The following is a 20728-nucleotide window of genomic DNA, read 5'->3' as shown; positions in this document are numbered from 1 at the left end:
CGCCCCACCCCGTCCCCGGGCATCCGGACCGCCCGGAGGGACCCCGCAGAGACCATCCGGAGAAGGCGCCGCCTCTTCCCCTCACCTGGCGCCGGCCGGCTCCGGGACCGGCATCCCCCCGTCGCCGGTCCCGGAGCGGGCCACACCCGGCCCCCCGCCGCGCCGCACCCCGCCGCGCCGCAGGCCGCCCCACCGTGCCGCAGGCCGTCCCGCACCCGCCACCCTGCGCCCCGCCCGCCATGGAACGCGTTGCATTCCGCGCGGTGCATGCCCCCCGGCATGCCCTCTGCATTACCGTTGATGTCCATGGCTCACGGAGAGTCCCCCGAGCGAGATTCCTAAGAGAGCTGCGAGATGGACGATCACCTGCTCGGCTGGTTGAAAACCCTCGACGAAGAACGGCTCGCCCGAGTCCTGGCCAACCGGCTGGACGCCATCGCCCCGCCGTGGCCGCGCCGCCTGGACACCCTGGCGCAGCGGCTGGGCAACGGCTTCGCCGTGATGGAGGTGCTGCGCCGTCTGCCGCTGCCCGCCCTGGAGGTGGCCGAGGCCTCGCTGGTCCTGGGCGACCAGGCCGGCCCGCAGTCCCTGGCGGACCTCCTGGGCGTGCCGGCGTCCGAGCTCGCCCCCTGGCTCGACGTGCTGTTCGACCACGCGCTGGCCTGGCCCGACGACGAGGGGCGGGTCCGGATCGTCGGCGCGCTCGCCCGCTGGTGGACGGCCCCCTGCGGGCTGGGCGAGCCGCTGGCCCACTACCTGAACTCCTGGACGGTCAGCGCCGACGCCCTGCGCGGGCTCGCGCGCTCGCTCGGCCTGCCGCACGGTCCCAAACGGCGCACCGTCACCAGGATCTCCGAGATCCTGTCCGACCCGGCGCGGGTGGCCGCCCTGCTGGAGCGGGCCCCCGCCGGGGCCGGCCGGCTGCTGGAGGAGTTCGCCTGGGACGGCCCGGTCCGCGACGTGGACGGCGGCCGGTTCGTCGTGCCGGGCACCCCCGAGAAGTGGGCCGCCGACCACGGACTGGTCTTCCGGCCCAGCTGGAACGTGGCCGAGATGCCGCGGGAGGTGGCGCTCGCGCTGCGCGGCCCCGACTACCGCCCGCCCTTCACCCCCGTCCCGCCCGACCTCGCCACGCACCCGGTGGACCCCGAGGGCGTGGACCACCTGATGACGCTGGCCGCCCCGCACGTGGTCGAGCGGTGTGCCGCGATGCTGGAGAACACCGCCAAGACCCCGCTGCCGCTGCTCAAGGCGGGCGGCGTCGGGGTGCGCGAGGTCCGGCGGGTGGCCAAGGAGACCGGCTGCGACGAGGACGAGACCCGGCTGCTGCTGGAGATCTGCGCGGTGGCCCGGCTGCTGGCCTGGGACGAGCCGGCCGGCGGGCTGGTGCCCACCGAGCGGTTCGACCGGTGGCGGCTGGACGACGCGGCGGCCCGGCTCCGGGTGCTGCTGGCGGCGTGGTGGCGGATGGAGCGCTCGTCGCTGCGCCGCAGCGGCGGCAAGTACGGCACGGTGCTCGGCGACGACCCCTCCGGGCCCGCGGTGGCCCGGGCCCGCCGCGCGGTTCTCGGCGTGCTGGCCGGCCTCCCGGCCAGTACGGCCTGCGCCGACCGCGCCGGCCTGGTCCGGCTGACCCACTGGCACGCCCCGCTGCTCGACCGGGCGCTGCTCGCCGAGTGCGTCCCCGGAGTGCTGGAGGAGGCCCGGCTGCTCGGACTGGTGGCCCAGGACGCGATCACCGATCTGGGCCGCGCCCTGGCCGCCCTGGACGCCGACGCCGGGGATGAGACCGACGACTCCTCACCGGCCGTGGAACACGACCCGGTTCTGGTGGAGTGCTCGACCAGAGCCCTGGCCAGCGTGCGGCGGAGCGCCCTGTTCGGCGCCGACCTGACCGCGGTGGTGACCGGGCCGCCCTCCACCGAGCTCGCCGAGCTGCTGGACCGGGTCGCCGAGCGGGAGTCGCGCGGAGCGGCCTCGGTGTGGCGCTTCAGCCCGGCGAGCGTGCGCGGCGCCCTGGACTCCGGCTACACCGCCGAGGGACTGCTGGCCGACCTCGGCGAGGTGGGCACGGTCCCCCAGCCCCTCGACTACCTGGTGCGCGACGTGGCCAGACGGCACGGCGAGGTGACCGTGACCACGGTCGCCTGCATCGTGCAGGCCTCCGACCCGGCGCTGCTGGCCGAGATCGCCGCCCACCGGCGGCTGGGCAGGCTGGGCCTGCGGCTGCTCGCGCCGACCGTGCTGGCCAGCGCGATGCCCGCCGACCGGACCCTCGCCGCGCTGCGGGAGAACGGCTACGCCCCGGTGCCCGTCGAGGACACCGGGGAGATCACCATCCGGCGCGCCCGGATCGAGGAGCCGCAGGGCGGGCGGCTGATCCTGCTGCCCGGCGGCCAGGTCGCCGAACTGGAGCCGCCCGCCCAGGTGCTGGTGGAGCCGCCGCCGGACCCGCGCGAGCACGCACGGCGGCTGTTCGCCGCCGAGGGCGGGGGCCCGCGGACCGCCGGGCGCACGTGGGCGGTCATCGGCCGGATGGCCTCCCGGCTGCCCACCGCCCAGCAGTCCCTGCTCGGCTTCGTGGTGGACCGCGGCGTCCGGGCGGGGATCACCCTGGCCGACGGCCTGACCGCCACCATCAGCCACGGCGAACTGCGCAGCGGCGTGCTCGACGCGTGGTGCGAGGAGGCCGGGGACTACCTGGAGTTCCCGCTGGCCGACATCGTCGAGGTCCGCGGCGCCTACGCCTGACGGTGCCCGCGCCTCGGGTGCCCGCGCCTGGCGGTGGGGCGCCCCCGTCCCCCCGGGCGCCCGTCAGCCGTCGAGCTTCTTGGCCTTGGCCAGGTTGGCGGCGAGCTCCTCCAGCATGGCGGTGTAGCCCTGGTAGCTGTAGCGCTGCTCGGCGCGCCAGGGGTAGACCTGCCCGGCCTTGACCGCGGGAAGCTGGGCGAAGGTCGGCTTCTTCATCATCTCCGGGACCTGCATGGACTGGGCGCGGGCGTCGACGAGGATCACGTCCGCGTCGTACTTGTCGGCGTTCTCCCAGCTCAGGGTCTCCCAGTAGCCGGTCTTCTCGACCTTGTCGGGGACGACGACGTCCAGGCCCAGCTCCTTCATGTAGCCCACGTCGATGTGGTCCTTGAAGTGGGCGATCCACAGTGCCTCCGGACCGCCCGCCATGACCATGATCTTCAACTGCCTGGCCTCGGGGGTGGGCAGCGCCTTGGACGCCGCCTCGAACCCGGCCTTCGCCCCGGTCACCGCGGGGGCGTTCAGGTCGGCGCCGAGGGACGCGGCCACCTCGCCGTACTTGGCGATCAGGTTGGGGATCGACCTGCCGAACAGCTTGACGCCGAGGGTGGGCGCGACCTGCTCGATGGTGGCGGTGGACTTCTCCGGGACATACCAGAGGGTGTCGCCGTTGTACATGCCGCTGATCAGCAGCTCGGGCTGGAGCGAGATGTACTTCTCGACGTTGAACTCGTCCCAGACGTTGCCGAGCGTCTCCACCTTGGCCAGGTCGACGTCGCCGATCTGCGGGTCCTTGGACCCGTCCTTCAGCTTGTGCGGGCCGAAGACCGCGATCGGCCGGACGCCGAAGTCCCAGAGCACGGCGGCGGCGCCGATCTGCGCCACGATCCGCTCGGGACGCTTGGGCAGGTCGATCTTCTTGCCCCTGTCGTCGGTGAAGCTCCACGGGCCCGCGGCCGGCGCGGAGGGGGATGCGGCGCCTTCCGGGGCCTTCTCCGCTCCCTCTCCGCAGGCGGTGAGGGTGAGCAGGGCGGTGCCGAGACCGGCGGCCAGGAACCCCCTCCGGGACAGGACGGGTAGCGACATTTCCCTCTCCAAAGGTTAGGCTTACCTGAGTAGTTGAACTTTAGATTAGCCTTACCTAACTGTGAAGACGAAGGGGGGTCGGGTGAGCCCGGCCGGTGTGATCGAGGCGGCGCCCGGGCGGGATCCCGGACCGGCGCCCGGGCAGGCGCCGCCGCGCCGCCGCAGAGGGCGCTCCGCCGCGCTGGCCGCAGGGCTGCTGGCCTCCGTCGGCGTTCTGGTGCTGCTGGTGCTGGTCAGCATCGCCGTGGGCTCCCGTTCGGTCCCGCTCTCCACCGTGGTGGACGCGCTGACCTCGCCCGACGGCTCGGTCGACCACACCGTGATCCGGGAGTTGCGCGTGCCGCGCACCTTCCTCGGTCTCGGGGTGGGCGCGGCGCTCGGCCTGGCCGGGGCGCTCATGCAGAGTCTGACCCGCAACCCGCTGGCCGACCCGGGCCTGCTCGGCGTCAACTACGGCGCCGCGCTCGGCGTGACCGTCGCCCTCGGGCTGCTGGGCCTGTCCGACCCGGCGGTCTACGTCTGGTTCGCCTTCGCCGGAGCGGCGCTCTCGGCCGTCCTGGTCTACGCGCTGGGCTCGGCGGGACGGTCCGGAACGAGCCCGGTACGGCTGGCGCTGGCGGGCGTCGCCCTGGGCATGGTCTTCCACGCCGCGTCCTCGGCGATCCTCCGCATGGACACCGCCACCTTCGACCGGATGCGGTTCTGGCTGACCGGTTCGCTGGCCGGGCCGACCCCCGAGATCGCCGTACGGCTCGCGCCGTTCCTCGCCGCCGGCCTGGTCCTCGGGCTGCTGCTGGCCGGGCCGCTCAACGCGCTCGCCCTCGGCGACGACGCGGGACGCGCCCTCGGCGTGGGCGTGGGCCGTACCCGGGCGCTGACCGCGATCGCCGTCACCCTGCTGTGCGGATCCGCCACCGCCGCCGCCGGACCGCTCTGGTTCGTCGGCCTGGCCGTACCGCACGCGGTGCGCTCCTTCACCGGCCCCGACCAGCGCTGGGTGCTGCCGTACACCGCCGTGCTCTCCCCCCTGGTGCTGCTCGGCTCCGACATCGTCGGCCGGGTGATCGCGGCACCCGAGGAGGTGCAGGTGGGCATCATGTGCTCCGTCGTCGGCGCCCCGGTGTTCATCCTCCTCGCCCGTCGCAGAAGACTCGCCGCGCTGTGACCGCCCGCCCGTCCCCGCCGCGCCGCACCTCCCGCCCGGCGCCGCCTCGCCCCCGTTCGACGTCCTCCGCGACAAGGAGCCCGGCCCCATGACCGTCCTCCGCCTGGGCCCGTGGTCCGCGCGGCTCTCCCCCCGCGGAGTCGCCGCCGCGGTCGCGATGATCCTCACGGGCGTCGCGGTCAGCCTGGTCTCCCTCTCCACCGGCGAGTTCACCGTCCCCATCCCCGACATCGTGTCCTCGCTGTTCGGCCAGGGCACCCCGGCCGCCGAGCTCATCGTCGGCAGGCTGCGCGCGCCCCGGGTCGTGACGGGCCTGCTGGTCGGAGCGGCGTTCGGGCTGAGCGGCGCGATCTTCCAGAGCCTGACCCGCAACCCGCTCGGCAGCCCCGACTTCATCGGCTTCACCGCCGGCGCCTCGACCGGCGGCATCGTCGCGGTCATGATGGGAGGGTCCGCCTGGCAGATCGCGGGCGGCTCGCTGCTGGGCTGCGTGGCGTGCGCGCTGCTGGTCTACGCGCTGGCGTTCCGGGGCGGCGTGCAGAACTACCGGCTGATCCTCGTCGGCATCGGCGTCAGCGCGCTGCTGGTCTCCGCCGACTGGTACCTGCTGACCCGGGCCAACATCAACGACGCCGCCAGCGCGGGCGCCTGGATCACCGGCAGCCTGAGCGGGCGCGGCTGGGAGCACGCGGTCCCGGTCGCCTGCGCGCTGGCGGTCCTCCTGCCGGTCTGCGCGCTGGTCTCCCGGCCGCTGCGGATGATGGAGATGGGCGACGACGCGGCCAGGGCCGCCGGGATCCGGGTGGAGCCGGTGCGCGCGGCGGCCATCGCGGCGGGCGTGCTGCTGTGCGGCGTCGCCACCGCGGCCGCCGGTCCGGTGATCTTCATCGCGATGGCGGCCCCCCAGCTCGCCCGGCGGGTCTCCCGCTCCCCCGGCATCACTCTGGTCTCCTCCGCCCTGATGGGCGCGGTCCTGCTGGCGGGGGCCGACCTGGCCGCGCAGCGCGTGCTCGCGCCCGTCCAGCTCCCCGTGGGGATCATGACCGCCGCGCTCGGCGGCACGTACCTGGTGTTCATGCTCCGGAAGGAACGACGTTGAGACTGCACGGCACCGGACTGACGCTCTCCTACGACAAGCGCACGGTCGCGACCGGGCTGGACGTGGCGATCCCGGACGGCTCGTTCACCGTGATCATCGGGCCGAACGCCTGCGGCAAGTCCACGACGCTGCGCGCGCTGGCCCGCATGCTCAAGCCGCGCGCCGGGACGGTCCACCTCGACGGCGCGCTGATCACCTCACTGCCGTCCAAGGAGGTCGCGCGCCGCCTCGGCCTGCTCCCGCAGAGCTCGATCGTGCCCGACGGCATCACCGTCGCCGACCTGGTCGGCCGGGGCCGCTACCCGCACCAGCGGCTGATGCGCCAGTGGTCCAGGCAGGACGAGGTCGCGGTGGCCTCCGCGATGGAGTCCACCGGCGTGACCGACCTGGCCGAGCGCTGCGTGGACGAGCTCTCCGGCGGCCAGCGCCAGCGCGTCTGGCTGGCCATGGCGCTGGCCCAGGAGACGCCGATCCTGCTGCTGGACGAGCCGACGACCTTCCTCGACATCGCCCACCAGATCGAGGTCCTCGACCTCTGCGCCGACCTGCACGAGCAGGGGCGGACGCTGGTCGCGGTGCTGCACGACCTCAACCAGGCCTGCCGGTACGCCACCCACCTGATCGTGATGCGCGACGGCAGGATCGTGGCCGAGGGCGACCCGGTGGAGATCGTCACCGCCGAGCTGGTCCGGGAGGTCTTCGACCTGCGCTGCGAGATCATCACCGACCCGCAGAGCGGCACCCCGCTGATCGTCCCCGAGACCCGCCGCCGCGCCCGCACCACGGCGTAGCCGCAGTCCCCGGACGGGCGGACCCGGGCCGGCGGGCGGCCCGCGCCGGGGCGGGCCGCCCACCGGGTCACGGGGTCACGGGGTCACGGGGTCACGGGGTCACGGGGTCACGGGGTCAGCGTGAGGGTGTTCTCGGCGGCCCGCCGTACGGCCTGCTCGGTGGAGAGCATCGGGGTGAACCTCCCGTCCGCCCAGAGTTCGGCCTGGTCGTCGTAGTTGGCGTGGAAGGCGTGGCCGGAGGCGCCGGTCAGGTTGATCCACCGCGAGCGGTCCATGTCCGCGAGGTCCACGACCATGCGCATCGACGGCACCCAGTTGACCTGGTAGCCCTCGGTGGCGTCCCAGCCGGTGGCGTTCACGGTGTCCTTGCCGCCGGACGTGCGCAGCGGGCCCCGGTTGAACAGCCACTCGACCGGGGCGATGCCGCTGGTACCGAAGGTCTCGTGGGTGAGGTCCAGGGTGTGCAGGTCGCCCCAGGCCCAGCGCGCCGGGTCGTCGCCGAGCCGCTCGCGCAGCTCGGCGTCGGCGTCGGCCATCGCCGCCCTGAGCATGTCGTCGCGGCGCTCGGTGGCGCCGGAGGTGCGGACGTCGTCCCAGAAGGGGTCCTCGGGGGCGTCGAGGAGCTTGCGGACCACCTCGTACCAGCGGTCGTTGCCGCCGGGGGCGACGGGACCGGACAGCTCGTCGGTGAAGACGCGCTCCAGCAGGTTCAGCCACACCGCGTTGAAGTAGGCGGCCCCGGCCGAGTCGCGGCCCTGGCCGAAGTCCCAGCCCTTGAGTGTGTCGTTCGGGGCGCCGAGGCGGAGCAGGTGCGGGACGAGGAGCGGGGCGAGGTTGTTGCGGTCGTCCATCAGGATCTCGCCCATGGTCTCGGCGGTGACCTTGCCCCCGGCGGTGGCCTCCTCGATCCGCTCCACGATCCGCTGGGAGCGGTAGCCGTGGGACCAGTCGGAGGTCAGGAAGAGGTCCTCGCTCGGGCGGACGACCGCGTTGTTGGCGGTGACGATGTAGCCCTCGGACGGGTTGTAGACCGACGGCAGCTTCTCGAACGGGACGAAGCCGGTCCACTCGTGCTTTCCGTCCCAGCCGGGCACCGGCATGGTGCCGTCGCCCTCGGAGCGGACCGGGATCTTCCCGGGCGCCTGGTAGCCGATGTTGCCCTCGACGTCGGCGTAGATCAGGTTCTGCGACGGGGCCTCGAAGGAGGCTGCGCCCTCGCGGAACTGCTCGAAGTTCTCGGCGCGGTTCATCAGCAGGATGGCGTCGGCGGTGCGGCCGGGGTCGAGCGCGGTCCAGCGCAGCGCCACCTCCAGCCCGTCGGCCTTCTCACCGAGGCGCGCGGCGGCCCCGGGCACGGCCTGGCGGGCGTCGCCGAGCACGCCGGAGATGATCGGGCCGTGGCCGGTGCTGCGGACCTTCAGCTCGACCGTCTCGCCCCCGGCCACCTCGATCTGCTCGGTGCGCGTCCGGACCGGCTCCCACTCGCCCTCGACCTCGACGGTGTCGCCCTTGACGCGCTCCAGGTACAGGTCGCTGACGTCGGGGCCGAGGTTGGTGAAGCCCCAGGCGATCCTGTCGTTGTGGCCGATCACCACGCCGGGCAGGCCCGCGAAGGTGTAGCCGGTCACGTCGTAGGGGCAGGCCGCGCTCTTGGTACGGCAGTGCAGCCCGGCCTGGTACCAGATCGAGGGCATCTTGGGGCCGAGGTGCGGGTCGTTGGCGAGCAGCGGCTTGCCGGTGGCGGTGTGGGCGCCGCCCACCACCCAGGAGTTGGAGCCGATCCCGGCGACGTCGCCGCCCGCGGTCCCCAGGAGGGCGGGGGCGGCGCCCACCAGCTCGGCGGCCTCCGCCAGCGCGTCCGCCGCGCCCACCGGCCTGCCGCCCTTGGGCTCCTCGGCGCTCCCGCTCCCGGTCCCGGTCACGATCGTCCGGTGCCGGTCGAAGGGGTAGCCCGGGTAGAGCTGCGCGGCCCGCCCGGCCGGGAGCCTGGCCGCGACCAGGGCGCGGTCGATCTCGGACTCCATGTTGGAGCGCAGGTCCCAGGCCATGGCCTTGAGCCAGGCAAGGGAGTCGGCCGGGGTCCACGGCTCGGGCTCGTAGCCGGAGTTGGTCAGCTTGAGCACGCCGTACTCGAGGCTCTTCTCGGCGAACCCGTCGTGCTGGGCCATCCAGGCGTTGACCCCGGCCGCGTAGTCCTCCAGCGCCCGGCGGGTCTCGGGACGCAGCAGCGGGAGCTCGGCCTCGGCGGTGCGCCGCCAGCCGAGGGTCCGCACGACCTTGTCGATGTCCAGGGTCGAGGAGCCGAACAGCTCCGACAGGCGGCCCGCGGTGGTCTTGCGGCGGAAGTCCATCTCCCAGAAGCGGTCCTGGGCGTGCACGTAGCCCTGGGCCCTGAGCAGGTCGGCCGAGGTGTCGGCGTAGATCTGCGGGATGCCCTGCGCGTCCCGGTGGACGGTCACCGCCGCGGCCAGGCCGGGGAGCCTCACCTCACCGGAGAGCTGTGGGAACGACCGGCGGACCGTCCAGGTCACCGTCCCGGCGAGGATGATCGCCAGGACGAGGAGGGCGGTGAGGATCCGGGCGAGCCACCGGACCGGCCGTGATAGACGGGCAAATGGAGCAATCCGCACAGAGGTGACCTTTCAGAGCACAAGGGGCGCATCATTGATTATGAGAGGCACTCATGTGACTTTGGTTACCTGACGGTAGCTTTTCGGACTCGGCAGGCTCCGCGACCGCACCCGTTCCCGCCCTCCCGGCCAGGTCACTCCGGAACGAGCGCGCGGACCGCCTCCCTCGCCCGCGCCGGGCCGTACTCGGCGACCAGGACCGTCATGTGGTCGGCGGCCAGCGGGGCGAGCAGCGCGTGCGCGAGCGGGTCGGCGTCGCATCCCGGATGCGCCTCGGCCAGCAGGATCGCCACGTGCAGGCGCCAGAACCGGTAGGCGCCGATCCGGTAGCGGGCGCCGGGGCTGGCGGTCTCCGACATGCGGGCCAGGTCCAGGTGGTCCAGCAGGTGGTCGAGGTAGGCGTCCACGAAGGCCGCCAGCCGCTCCGCCGCCGGCGCCCCCGGTCCCAGGGGCGGCGGGCCGGACAGGATCGCCTCCTGCAGTCCGCGCTCGCGTTCGTCGAGGAGCGCCGCGGCCAGGCCCGACTTGTCGCCGAAGCGGCGGAACAGCGTGCCCTTGCCCACCTCCGCCTCGGCCGCGACGGCGTCCATCGAGACGCCGTCCACCCCCTTCTCCCGGAACAGCCTGGCCGCCGCGGCCAGCACCTTCGCCCGGTTGCGCGCGGCGTCGGCCCGCTCCCTGGGCGGCTCGCCCAGCAGCGTCCGCAGCGGCTCGCTTGACGAAGCGGACCGTGGTCCGTTAAATTCCGAATCACTCACAGAAACGGACTATAGTCCATTTAGGCCGGAGGAGGCCAGCATGACCGCACTGATCAGCCGCGACGAGCTGAGGACCGCGATCGAGGCGGGAACCGTCGTCGTCGTGGACGCCCTCGGCGGCGGCTACTACGCCCAGCAGCACCTGCCCGGCGCGATCGCCCTGGTCGAGAGCGAGGTCGCCGCCCGCGCGGCCGAGCTCCTCCCCGACCGCGACGCCGCCATCGTCACCTACTGCTCCAACCCGGCCTGCGGCAACAGCGAGGCGGTGGCCCGCCGGCTGACCGCCCTCGGCTACACCGGCGTGCGCAAGTACCGCGAGGGCATCCAGGACTGGGTCGAGGCGGGCCTGCCCGTCGAGAGCGGGGCGGCCGCCCGCTGACCGTCCGGCCCGCCGCCGGGCGGGACCCCCGGCCGTCCGCGCCCCGGGGGACCGGCTCCCCGCCGGTCGCGGACGGCCGGGGGCGTCAGCCCTCCAGCGCCACCCGGCGGGCCAGGCCCAGGGGCAGCCCGCCGGAACCCGCCAGGGTGTCGTGGAAGGTCCGCAGGTCGCCGCGGCCGGCCGCCGTGTAGTCGGCGCGGATGCGGTCGATCTCCAGTGCCCCGGTCAGGTAGGAGGGGGCCTGGGTCGGCCAGGCGCAGTAGCGGTTGACCTCGCCCTTGGCGGTGCCCGGCGTGAGCGAGGACTTGGTGGTCATGAAGTGCTCCGCCTCCTCGATGCTCATGTCCCCGCAGTGCAGCGAGGTGTCCACGATGATGCGGGCCGCGCGGAAGAGGCGGAACTCCAGGTGGGCGAGCTCCTGCGCGGGGGTGGTGAAGTAGCCCTCCTCCCGCATGACCTTCTCCACGTACAGCGCCCAGCCCTCGGTGAAGTACGGCGTGCGGAAGAGCTTGCGGGCCCGGCGCGGGCTGTCGGCCACCCACGACAGGTGCCAGTGGTGGCCGGGGTAGGCCTCGTGCACCGCGATCGAGGGCATCTGCGCCCGGGCGTTGGTCCGCAGCCGCTGGCGGACCTGCTCCTCGGTGAAGGAGTCGGGGGTGAACGGCACGAAGAAGTGGCCGATCCGGGAGGTCGACAGCGGCGGCGGCGAGAGGTAGGAGGCGACCGACAGGATCGGCCGCTGGAACTCCGGCGACGGCACCACCCGGCACTCCTCGCCCGCGGCGAAGGTCACCAGCCTGCGCTCGCGGACGAACTCCCTGGCCCGCCCGGTCTCCGCCTCGTACTCGGCGCGCATGTCCTCCAGGGTCGGCGCGTGGTCGTCCTGGAGCTCGGCGATGGCCGCGTGCCAGTCGTCGGAGCCGCCGGTCAGCCGCCGGGCCACCTCCCGCATCTCGGCGTCCAGCTCGTCGTAGGCGGCCTGGCCGCGCTCGCGCAGCTCGGCCGCGCCGTACCCGAGCATCTCCCGCTCGCGCAGCAGCGTGGAGTAGAGCCCCTCCCCCATCCGCCAGTCGCCCCGCGCCTCGAAGCCGCCGAGGAACCCGACCAGCTCGTCGAAGGCCGCCGCCGCGGGCTCGGCCGCCCCGGCCAGCCGGGCGCGCAGCCGCTCGTCGGCGACCAGGGCGGGCACGGTCTCGGTGAGGAAGCGCCGGCCGGTCCGCGCCTGGCCGAGCCCCCGCTCCACCAGCAGCGGGGCGGCCAGCTCCGGGTCGAGGTTCGCCCGGCAGGCGGCCAGCACGTCCGGCACCTCGGCCAGCCGCGCGGCGGCGGCGTCCACCAGCTCCTCCTCGCCCGCCAGCCGGTTCAGGAAGGGGCTGAAGAAGGACGAGAAGACCGGCCCCACGTAGCCGGACGGGTCGCGCCGCCAGGAGGGCCACGCCTCGTAGGCGAGAGAGCCCCGCAGCGCGGAGATGATCAGCTCGCGGTCGATCTCGTCCTCGAACCCGCCGCCTTTCACCTCCTGGAGCCGCTCCAGCCAGCGGCGCGACTCGCTCTCCCGGGCGAGGATGCCCGCCGCGGTGAAGTCTCCGAGGGTCCGGTCGTGGCCGGGCGCCCCTGCCAGGGAGGCGTAGATGGGATTGGCGCTCAGGTACCAGTCGACGAACTCGTCGGCCAGGCCAGGGGAGGGATCCGTCATATCCGGAGACTACTGCGCACCGCCCCCGGAGGCCCGGCCTGGAACGCGCGCCGCACCGCGGGTCCGCTCCCGGCGCCCGGCGCCGCGGGACGCGGGGGCGCGGACCAGCCGGTACGGCGCCGCCCGTCCCCTAAACTTCTGTCGTGGCTGACCCGAAGTTCGAGATCCAGATGCTCCACGACCGCGTCATGGTCAAGGTCGAGCAGGACAGCGAGGAGCGGCGCAGCACGGCGGGCATCGTGATCCCGGCGACCGTGAAGATGGCCAACCGGCTCGTCTGGGGCGAGGTCTGCGGCGTCGGCGCCGGCGCCCGCACCGTGAAGGTCGGCGACAAGGTCCTGTTCAACCCCGAGGACCAGTACGAGGTCGAGGTCCACGGCCAGCTCTACCTGGTCATGCGCGAGCGCGACCTGCACGCCGTCGCCACCCTGCAGACCGACAACGGCACCGGCCTCTACCTCTGACGGCCCGCCTTCCGGGGCCGGCGGAAGGGTCAGCCCGCCGCCCCGCACCGGTGGTCGCAGGCCCTCGCGCCGGCCCGGGCCAGCGCGCGCAGGTCGTCGGCGACGACGCCCCTGCCCGGCTCCTCCGGGTCGTAGGCCACGGTCACGTCGGTCCCCTCGGGCACCGGGTGGAAGGTGACCTGCCGGAACGCCAGCCCGGGTACCTCGGGCGACGAGACGTGCAGCTTCATCAGCTGCCGGCCGTTGATCCTGCTGGGCATGGCGGAGACCTCGGTGACGACGGCCCGCGCCCGCAGGCCGTACTCCAGCAGGGCCCGGCGGCGGCGGTCGCGCATCCGCAGGCAGAGGGCGAACACGACCGTGGCGACGACGGCCGCCACGCCGAACGAGCAGAAGATGATCCCCAGTGTCAGGGCGGATCCGCTCTTCATCGGGATCTCGTTCCCGGTGAGTTCGCCGATCACGAAGAAGAGCCCGATCGGCAGCCACACGATGTGCGCGCCGGGGATGAAGAGGAACGGCCGGAAGGTCTTGGAGTACTCCATGTCGAGCATGCCCGGAGCGTAGATCCGCACGTTTGCGGATCCCTTGCAGCCCGGTTGCCCCGGGGCCGCCGGAAGCCGCGGCGCCCCGGAGAGGAGGGGGCGGGTTCCCGTGCCGGCGTCCGCCGCCGGAGGAGCGGGCCGCCCGGCGTCCGTGCCCCGCCGGGGGCTAACGCGCCGTCCGGTAGCCCAGGTAGAGCTTCTTCCGCCAGTCGGCGGCGGGGATCTCGGCCAGCACCCGGACGGTCCCGCCGCGCAGGTCTGACAGGATCGCCCGGTAGGCGCCGCCGTGGGCGACGACCGCGACCAGGTGCTTCTCGTCCCACCAGCCCCACAGGGTCTCCGGCCGGAGGTTCACCCTGGCGGCGAGCCTGCCGGTGGTCCGGTCCCAGACGCAGACGTGCTCGGTGTAGGCGGCCGGGCACCAGGTCGTCATCCCCCGGCCCGAGGGCGAGAAGGCGTCGTCTCCCCCGGCGGGCGCGCCCGTCCCGGCCAGCGTGCGCCGTACCTTGCCGTCCTGCCCGTAGAAGCGGGTCCCGCCCCGGTGGCCGGCCACCAGCTCCGCCCCGTCGGGGCTCCACCGGAAACGCGCGGCCGGGTCCGCGCCGGGCACGGTCACCACGCGGGCGGACTTCGCCGCCGCGTCGACGAGCACGAAGCCGGTGGCCGCCCAGCCGTTCCCCGACTTCCTCCGCACGGTCAGCACCGCCTTCCTCCCGTCCCTGGACCAGCGGGCGAAGCCCGCGACCAGCGGCTTCCTCACCGTGCGGATCCGGGTGCCCCGGCCCGTCGCGATGTCGAAGACGGTCACCGAGTCGTAGCCCGCGGTGTAGGAGGACGGCACGGCCAGCGCCACGGTGCCCTTGGGGGCGACCGTGACCTCGGCGTCGCCGGTCCTGCGCACGAACCGGCTCCCCCGGCGCAGGTAGACCGCCTTGCCGACCGTGTAGGAGGCGACCCGGGCCGGGTCCGCCGGGTCCTCGCGCACGGTCGTCGAGGTGCCGGGCAGCCTGACGTCCACCGGCGCGGCGGCGCGCGTCACGGCGTGCGCGGGGAACGCGGCGTGCGCGGGGAACGCGGCGTGCGCGGGGAACGCGGCGTGCGCGGGTACGGCGGTGGCCGTCACCGCGGCCACGACGGCGGTACGGCGGAGCAGGCGGTACATCCCACGTCTCACAGGCACCACCGAAGCGTAGGCCGGAAAGATCCTCTGACCTCTGATCTATACCGAACCGGTTGCCTCTTCAAGGCCGGTCCCCGTACGGCCCGCGCCCCGCCGCGGCCGGGTCAGGGAGCGGCCGGGTCAGGGAGCGGCCGGGTCAGGGAGCGGATCGCGTCACCGCCGTGCAACGCCCGCCGTCCCCCCGCGGGCGGAACGGCGGGGCTACAGGCGCAGGAGCTTCTGGGCCTCGGTGACGAGGTCGACGCCGAAGCTGAGCTTGACGCCGAAGTAGACGATGGCGGTGGCGGTGGCGGCTGCCACGAGGATGACGGCGGCCTTGACGAACCAGTTCTGCCGGCCGAGCCAGGCCATCCAGGCCGCCAGGGTCCGCTTGCCGAACTCCAGCAGCCGGTGGGCCCAGTGGAACTCCAGGGCCAGCACCGCCAGGCCGGCGAAGACGACCGCCCAGCCGGGGCCCGGGAAGGGCACCATGATGAGCCCGGCGACGACCAGCACTCCGCCGATGCCGCCGATGACGATCTTCAGGGTGAGCCGGCCGGTGCGGGTGGCCCTGATCGCGTCGAGCCTGCCGTGCAGGCCGGAGCGGATGGGAGAGCGCTCGGCGGCGTCGGCCTTCATCCCCTCGGCGTCACCGACCGAGGTGGGCGGCTCCATGCCGTCCTCGGTCTGCCGCATCTTGTCTGAGATGGCCACGCGTTCCCCCGGGCAGTCGGTTTCGTTCCAGGATAGGCGGGCGGATCCGGGCGACGCTCCTCCCCGGGGAGGAACACGGACCCGGTCGTACGGCGGACGCCCGCCGTACGACCGGATGAGCCGCCGTCCCCGGGGCGGGGGACGGCGGCGGTATCCGTCGCGGCCGGCGGTTCCCGGCGCTCCGTCAGCTCCCGGCGCGGCCGTCAGCTCACGGTGCGGCCGTCAGCTCGCGGTGCAGGTGACGGCGGCCGGGGCGCCGTTGGCCCCGGTCCAGGTGCCGGTGAAGCCGAACGAGGTGGACGCGCCCGCGTTCAGCGCGCCGTTCCAGCCGGCGTTCTTGACCGTGACGTCCGCCCCGGTCTGGGTGTGCGCGCCGCTCCAGAGCTGGGTGATCTTCTGGCCGTCCGGGAACGACCACTTCACGGTCCAGCCCGTGATCGCCGCGGTGCCGGTGTTCTTCACCGTCACCTCGCCCTGGAAACCTCCGGGCCAGGAGTTGCCGGCCTTGTAGGCCGCGGTGCAGCCCTCTCCGCCGCCGGGGCCCGGGGCGGTCGTGAAGGTCACCGGGTCGGAGGCGGCCGAGGCGTTGCCGGCGGCGTCGCGGGCCACGACGTAGTAGGTGTAGGAGGTGTCCGCCGCCAGCCCGGTCAGGGAGAATGACGCGGAGGAGGAGGAACCCGCCTTCACGTCCGTCGCCCCGGCCTCGCGGTAGACGTCGTAGCCCTCCACCCCGACGTCGTCGGTCGAGGCCGTCCAGGTCAGCGTGGCGCCGGTCGGGGTGACCGCCGAGGCGGCGGGCTTGCCGGGCCTGGACGGCGGGGTGGTGTCGTCCGGGGGCGGCGGGGTGTCGCCGCCGGTGTCGGCGTAGACGATGCCCCGGCCGTTGGTGCCCAGGTAGACGCGGCCGTAGATCCGGGGGTCGCCGGTCAGGGCCTCGCCCATGTTGCCGTACTGGTGCTGGTCGTCGTTGACCCGGACCCAGGTGGCGCCGGTGTCGTCGGAGCGGAAGACGCCGGTCACGCCGCCGATCGTGGCGACCGCGTACAGCGCCTGGTAGCTCCGGCCCTCGGCGGCCTTGCCGAAGCCGATGTTCACCGCGCCGGTGATCCCGGAGAGCCTGGTGAAGGACGCGCCGCCGTCGGTGGAGCGCCAGATGCCCGAGGCGCCCTTGGCGGCGTCGCCGCCCGCGAGCCAGATGTGGCCCTCGCGGCCGGGCACGGCCTTGAACTTGACGTTGCCCTCGGCGGGCAGGCCGGTCGCGGCGGTGGCGGTGAACGTGGCGCCGCCGTCGGTGCTGGCGTAGAACTTCCCGGCGCTGAAGCCGTAGAACCTCTTGGCGTTCACCCGGTCGGACTCGACCACGGCGCTCGTGGGGATGCCGGTGGAGGCGGTCCAGCTGTTGCCGTAGCCGACCGAGTAGTGCACGGCCACGCCCTTGGGCGCCCAGACGAACCGGGAGCCGTCGGCCGCCGCGGCGACGGTGCCGCCCTCGTTGATCCCGGCGGGCTCGCTCCCCTGGAACCAGTTGGCCCCGCCGTCGGTGGAGAAGGCGACGTGGCTGTCGTTCGGCCGGTCGGCGTCGGCGAAGTTGCCCGCGCGGACCATCACGCCCGGGCTGGTCTCGGCGTAGTCGAGGCTGGTGGCCGAGGTGAAGTTCGGGGCGGTGAACATCATCGGCGGGACCTTGGTGAGGTCGGTGTGCCGGAAGCCGCCGATGTCGCCGAGGGCGCTGACCAGCGGCGCGCCGGAGGGCGGGCTGATCAGGTCGAGGACCGCGGTCTCCTCCAGGCCCTTCACCATCGGTTTGATGGTGAACGTCTCACCGGTGTCCCACTTCTTCAGCTCCTCGGTGCCGTAGATCGTGGCGCCGGTGCCGTACATCATCCGGTTGGAGTCGAACGGGTCGATCTCCACCGACTCGTTCATCCAGCCGAGCTTGGGCGCCTCCTCGGGCGGCTGCGGGTTCGTCCCGAAGGTCAGCCACGGCGAGGAGGAGACGTCCATCGTGTAGCGCTTGGTCCGGCTGGGGTAGGAGCCCCAGTCCCAGATCCTGGTCCAGTTCGCGCCGCCGTCGGTGGAGCGGAAGAAGATCGCGTCGGGCCACCAGGAGACCTGGGTGGCGACCATGATCGTGTCGGGGTCCTGCCGGTCGATCGTCAGGCCGCTGTAGCCGAAGTAGTCGTCGGCCGAGCTGGACGGGACCGGGCTGATCCGCGTCCACGCGCCGGTGGCGGTGTCCAGCTTCCACACGTCGCCCTTGGCGCCGTCGTACGGCCCGCCGGTGTCGCTGGTGGCGATGTAGAGGGTGCCGCTGGAGTGGTCCAGCACGCCCTTGTGGGCGATGTAGCCGGTCGGCTGTCCGGCGACGCGGGACCAGGTGGCGCCGCCGTCGGAGGAGCTGTAGACCGTGTTCTCCTTGTCGGCCACGCCGACGTAGATCTTCTTGGTGGTCTGCCCCTTCGCCGCCGAGGTCGGGTCGAAGGTCACCCAGACCACGCCCGGCCGGTGGCTCATGTAGCCGTTGGGGTCGCTCGGGTCGGCGGCGTAGTCGCCGGGGTTGGTGAAGCTGGTCACCTTGGCCCAGGTGACTCCCTTGTCGGTGCTGCGCCACAGGCCGTTGCCGTCGGGCGCGCCGAGGTAGACGACGTTGTTGTCGTTCGGGTCGACGGCCAGCCGCTCGCCCATCCCCCGGCCCGGCATGTTGCCGCCGAGCTTGAACGGCAGCTCGGTGGCCTTCCAGGTCTTGCCCCGGTCGGCGGAGCGCAGGATCGCGCCCTTGTTGGGGTCCCAGTCGTTGGTGTACATCCCGGCGGCGACGTAGACCCGGTCGGGCTCCACCGGGTCGGTGGCCAGGCTGACCACGCCGTTGTAGCCCCACTTGTCCCAGCCCACCCAGTCGAGCAGCGGGATCCAGGTCTTGGTGGGCTGGTCCCACCGGTAGGCGCCGCCGATGTCGGTGCGGGCGTAGACGAGGTTCTTCTCTGTCTGGTTGAAGATGATCCCCGGCACGAACCCGCCGCCGTCGATCCTGACGTTCTTCCACTCGTTGGTCTCGGCGGCCGCGGCCGAGGCGGCGGTCACGGTGGCGGCCGGGACGACGGCCGCCGACGCCGCCTGACCCGTGACGGCCACACCCGCCGTCGCGCACGTCACCGCCGCGACGGCGAGCGCGCCGACCAGTCTTCTTCGCATGTACGGCTTTCCCTCCGCGGAGCAATGGACAAACCGCCATGCACGGTCAGGGAGCGGGAACCTGACCTTCGACCGCCCGTGATGCGCGTGCATGAGCGCCCAGAGGGTCACATGGCCTCCGGTGCGTCGTCAATAGTTTGAATACTCAACTAACAAAGGCCATGCAAGGGCGGGTGCGCCCATGTAATTTTCATCACGGCGGCCGCCGGGCGGACCCTCCCCCGGCGCGGGCCCGCACGGCGACCGGGCCCGTGCGGCGGCGGCCGGAGACCGGCCGGCCGGCCCGAAGGTAAAACCCTGGAAAGCTGTGAGATTTTTACACCAAATATGGGTTAATGTCCGTTCATGCCCGATGCGCCTCTGGTCAGAACCCTCACCGGCCCCGTCCCGCCTGCCGAGATCGACGGATCCGTGCTCCCCGGCGAACGCCTCCGCAACGACATGCGCTGGGCGGTCGGCGCCGACTCCGATCCGCACCGGTGGCTCGACGAGGAGCAGGCGGTCACCGCGGAGCTCCGCGAGCTGCGCCAGTCCGACCGCCTCGGCCTGGTCGTCGAGCTCAGCGCCATCGGCACCGGCCGCGACGCCGCCGCGCTGGCCAGGACGACCGCCGGCAGCAGAGTCTCCGTGGTCGCCGGGACGGGGTTCTTCGCCGGCCCGTTCAACCCCTCCTGGGCGCTGGACGCCGGCGTGGACGAGCTCACCCGGCACCTCATGACCGAGATCGGCGAGGGCCTGGACGGCACCAGCGCCCGGCCCGGCGTGATCGGCGAGATCGGCGCCTGGACCGGGGAGCCCTCCGGGACCGAGGAGCGCTGCGCGGCCGCCGCCGCCCGGGCGTCCCTCGCCTCGGGGCTGCCCGTCGCCGTCCACCACCGCGGCGGCCTGGCCCTGCTGGAGATCCTGCTCGCCGAGGGCCTGCCCGCCGCCCGGATCGCCGTCGGCGACACCGGGAGCGACCCCGCGGTCACCCGCAAGGTCGCCGAGGCCGGCGGCTACGTCCGGCTCACCTCGCTGGGCGGTGACCGGCTCAGGGACACGCTGGACCTCATCGAGGCGGGCCACGCCCACCGGCTGCTGCTCAGCAGCGGAGTCTGCCGGGTCTCCGAGATCCAGAGGTACGGTGGACCCGGATACGGTCACCTGTTCCGCACCTTCCTCCCCCGGCTGCGCGAGGCCGGGATCACCGAGGAGACCATCCGCCTCATCACCCACGACAACCCCCTCCGCTGGCTGGCCCCCATGGAGTAGCCATGGCGATCAAGGTCGCGAACGCCCCCGTCAACTTCGGGATCTACCGGACGGACGAGGCCCCGCTGGGCCCCGACGCCCTGCTGTACGCGCTGGCCGAGGCCGGCTACGACGGCGTCGACTCCGGCCCGATCGGCTACCTGGGCACCGGTGCGGCGCTCGGGGAGCGGCTGGCCAGGACCGGGATGGGCCTGGCGGGCGGCTGGATCGACCTGCGCTACGACGACGCCGAGGGGTTCGCCGCCGATCTGGCCGGGCTGGAGACCGCGCTGGCGGTCTTCTCCGGCGCTGCGGTGTCCTCCGGCACGGCTGCGTCCCCCGGCACGGCTGTGCTCTCCGGCGCGGCGATGCCCTCCGGCGTACCGGTGTCCTCCGGCACCCCGGCAGACGACCCGCGGTTCGCCCCCCGGCCGACCCTGGCCTGCCCCGCCCATCCCGCCCGGTTCGCCTCCGGAGCCGCGCCGGGGCTGCCGGCCGGGGAGTGGGCCGCCTTCGCCGGCCGGATCCAGCGGGCGGCCGACCGCTGCCGGCAGGCCGGCCTCGAACCCGTCTTCCACCACCACCTGGGCACGCTGGTGGAGACCCCGGAGGAGGTCGAGCGGGTGCTCGACCTCACCGACGTCTCGCTCTGCCTGGACACCGGCCACCTCTGGCTGGCGGGCGGGGACCCGGTGGCGGCGGCGCGGCGGTGGGGCGGCCGGATCGGGCAGCTCCACCTCAAGGACGCCGACCGGGAGGTCCTCGACCGGGTCAGGCGGGCGGGCGGCGACCTGGCGGCGGCGGTCGCGGCCGGCGCGTTCACTCCCCTGGGCCGCGGGGACGTCGACCTGCCCGGCGTCCTGCGTGAGCTGGGCGGCTACGAGGGCTGGCTGGTCGTGGAGCAGGACGCCCCGGCCTCCGGCCAGGACATCGGGCGCATCCTGGACGACCAGCGCGCCAACCGCGCCTGGCTCCGCGCCCACGGGATCTGAGTCCACGGGATCCGGGCCCACGGGATCTGAGCCCACGGAATCCGGCCCCACGGGATCCGGGCCCCGGACCCGCACGG

General features: G+C 73.6%; 16 protein-coding genes. 8 read left to right on the top strand and 8 right to left on the bottom strand.

The features are described 5' to 3' along the window. Positions 1 to 354: 354 nt before the first annotated feature. The gene (locus tag FHS22_RS04275) at positions 355 to 2751 is read left to right on the top strand and encodes a helicase-associated domain-containing protein (RefSeq protein ID WP_184938602.1); all 2397 of its coding nucleotides are present in this window, start codon (positions 355 to 357) and stop codon (positions 2749 to 2751) included. 63 nt (positions 2752 to 2814) lie between these two features. On the opposite strand, the gene FHS22_RS04270 is transcribed toward FHS22_RS04275, so the two are convergent. Continuing rightward, on the bottom strand, positions 2815 to 3837 hold the full coding sequence (locus FHS22_RS04270; protein ID WP_184938601.1) for an ABC transporter substrate-binding protein: 1023 nt from the start codon (positions 3835 to 3837) through the stop codon (positions 2815 to 2817). An 82-nt stretch (positions 3838 to 3919) separates the two neighbouring features. On the opposite strand from FHS22_RS04270, the gene FHS22_RS04265 reads away from it, so the two are divergent. From FHS22_RS04265 to FHS22_RS04255, 3 genes are all read left to right on the top strand, one after another. Next, on the top strand, positions 3920 to 5002 hold the full coding sequence (locus FHS22_RS04265) for a FecCD family ABC transporter permease (protein ID WP_338047588.1): 1083 nt from the start codon (positions 3920 to 3922) through the stop codon (positions 5000 to 5002). A gap of 88 nt (positions 5003 to 5090) precedes the next feature. Next, positions 5091 to 6101 (top strand): FecCD family ABC transporter permease, encoded by a 1011-nt coding sequence (locus FHS22_RS04260; protein WP_184938600.1) that lies wholly within the window; start codon positions 5091 to 5093, stop codon positions 6099 to 6101. Continuing rightward, positions 6098 to 6892: an ABC transporter ATP-binding protein gene (locus FHS22_RS04255; protein WP_184938599.1), complete on the top strand. Its 795-nt coding sequence runs from the start codon at positions 6098 to 6100 to the stop codon at positions 6890 to 6892. The genes FHS22_RS04260 and FHS22_RS04255 overlap by 4 nt, the downstream gene beginning before the upstream one ends. Before the next feature lie 107 nt (positions 6893 to 6999). On the opposite strand, the gene FHS22_RS04250 is transcribed toward FHS22_RS04255, so the two are convergent. Beyond that, positions 7000 to 9522: a penicillin acylase family protein gene (locus tag FHS22_RS04250; RefSeq protein WP_184938598.1), complete on the bottom strand. Its 2523-nt coding sequence runs from the start codon at positions 9520 to 9522 to the stop codon at positions 7000 to 7002. Between the two features lie 134 nt (positions 9523 to 9656). Beyond that, positions 9657 to 10280 (bottom strand): TetR/AcrR family transcriptional regulator, encoded by a 624-nt coding sequence (locus tag FHS22_RS38895; protein WP_184938597.1) that lies wholly within the window; start codon positions 10278 to 10280, stop codon positions 9657 to 9659. 40 nt (positions 10281 to 10320) lie between these two features. Between FHS22_RS38895 and FHS22_RS04240 the strand changes: the two genes are divergently transcribed. Further along, on the top strand, positions 10321 to 10659 hold the full coding sequence (locus FHS22_RS04240; protein WP_184938595.1) for a rhodanese-like domain-containing protein: 339 nt from the start codon (positions 10321 to 10323) through the stop codon (positions 10657 to 10659). An 85-nt stretch (positions 10660 to 10744) separates the two neighbouring features. Here FHS22_RS04240 and FHS22_RS04235 read toward each other — a convergent pair whose 3' ends face one another. Continuing rightward, positions 10745 to 12355, bottom strand: coding sequence for a DUF885 domain-containing protein (locus FHS22_RS04235; RefSeq protein ID WP_184938593.1), 1611 nt, complete (start codon positions 12353 to 12355; stop codon positions 10745 to 10747). A 143-nt stretch (positions 12356 to 12498) separates the two neighbouring features. On the opposite strand from FHS22_RS04235, the gene FHS22_RS04230 reads away from it, so the two are divergent. Next, positions 12499 to 12819, top strand: a complete 321-nt coding sequence (locus tag FHS22_RS04230) for a GroES family chaperonin (protein ID WP_184938591.1) — start codon at positions 12499 to 12501, stop codon at positions 12817 to 12819. Positions 12820 to 12848: 29 nt separating this feature from the next. On the opposite strand, the gene FHS22_RS04225 is transcribed toward FHS22_RS04230, so the two are convergent. The 4 genes from FHS22_RS04225 to FHS22_RS04210 form a co-directional block, all read right to left on the bottom strand. Continuing rightward, positions 12849 to 13394: a DUF3592 domain-containing protein gene (locus FHS22_RS04225; protein WP_184938589.1), complete on the bottom strand. Its 546-nt coding sequence runs from the start codon at positions 13392 to 13394 to the stop codon at positions 12849 to 12851. A 136-nt stretch (positions 13395 to 13530) separates the two neighbouring features. Beyond that, a complete protein-coding gene (locus FHS22_RS04220) occupies positions 13531 to 14544 on the bottom strand; it encodes a TolB-like translocation protein (RefSeq protein WP_184938587.1) in 1014 nt (337 codons plus the stop codon). A 201-nt stretch (positions 14545 to 14745) separates the two neighbouring features. After that, entirely contained in the window at positions 14746 to 15237 is a 492-nt protein-coding gene (locus tag FHS22_RS04215) for a TIGR02611 family protein (protein ID WP_338047587.1), read from the bottom strand. 222 nt (positions 15238 to 15459) lie between these two features. Then, positions 15460 to 18429 (bottom strand): cellulose binding domain-containing protein, encoded by a 2970-nt coding sequence (locus tag FHS22_RS04210; RefSeq protein ID WP_184938586.1) that lies wholly within the window; start codon positions 18427 to 18429, stop codon positions 15460 to 15462. A gap of 345 nt (positions 18430 to 18774) precedes the next feature. On the opposite strand from FHS22_RS04210, the gene FHS22_RS04205 reads away from it, so the two are divergent. After that, a complete protein-coding gene (locus tag FHS22_RS04205; RefSeq protein ID WP_184938584.1) occupies positions 18775 to 19680 on the top strand; it encodes a phosphotriesterase family protein in 906 nt (301 codons plus the stop codon). Positions 19681 to 19682: 2 nt separating this feature from the next. Next, positions 19683 to 20651, top strand: coding sequence for a sugar phosphate isomerase/epimerase family protein (locus FHS22_RS04200; RefSeq protein ID WP_184938582.1), 969 nt, complete (start codon positions 19683 to 19685; stop codon positions 20649 to 20651). Positions 20652 to 20728 lie beyond the last annotated feature (77 nt).

This window comes from Thiemannella venezuelensis, assembly GCF_014203605.1.
In the GTDB taxonomy this organism is placed as follows: domain Bacteria; phylum Actinomycetota; class Actinomycetes; order Streptosporangiales; family Streptosporangiaceae; genus Planomonospora_A; species Planomonospora_A venezuelensis.
Note: the sequence above shows the minus strand (reverse complement) of the source record. Positions and strands in the feature narration are given on the sequence as shown.

What these genes read in the sequence shown, in the direction of transcription:
- FHS22_RS04235 (WP_184938593.1), bottom strand. Translation starts at nt 12,355, where the DNA reads ATGACGGATCCCTCCCCTGGCCTGGCCGACGAGTTCGTCGACTGGTAC.
- FHS22_RS04275 (WP_184938602.1), top strand. Translation starts at nt 355, where the DNA reads ATGGACGATCACCTGCTCGGCTGGTTGAAAACCCTCGACGAAGAACGG.
- FHS22_RS04240 (WP_184938595.1), top strand. Translation starts at nt 10,321, where the DNA reads ATGACCGCACTGATCAGCCGCGACGAGCTGAGGACCGCGATCGAGGCG.
- FHS22_RS04260 (WP_184938600.1), top strand. Translation starts at nt 5,091, where the DNA reads ATGACCGTCCTCCGCCTGGGCCCGTGGTCCGCGCGGCTCTCCCCCCGC.
- FHS22_RS04270 (WP_184938601.1), bottom strand. Translation starts at nt 3,837, where the DNA reads ATGTCGCTACCCGTCCTGTCCCGGAGGGGGTTCCTGGCCGCCGGTCTC.
- FHS22_RS04210 (WP_184938586.1), bottom strand. Translation starts at nt 18,429, where the DNA reads ATGCGAAGAAGACTGGTCGGCGCGCTCGCCGTCGCGGCGGTGACGTGC.
- FHS22_RS04205 (WP_184938584.1), top strand. Translation starts at nt 18,775, where the DNA reads ATGCCCGATGCGCCTCTGGTCAGAACCCTCACCGGCCCCGTCCCGCCT.
- FHS22_RS04200 (WP_184938582.1), top strand. Translation starts at nt 19,683, where the DNA reads ATGGCGATCAAGGTCGCGAACGCCCCCGTCAACTTCGGGATCTACCGG.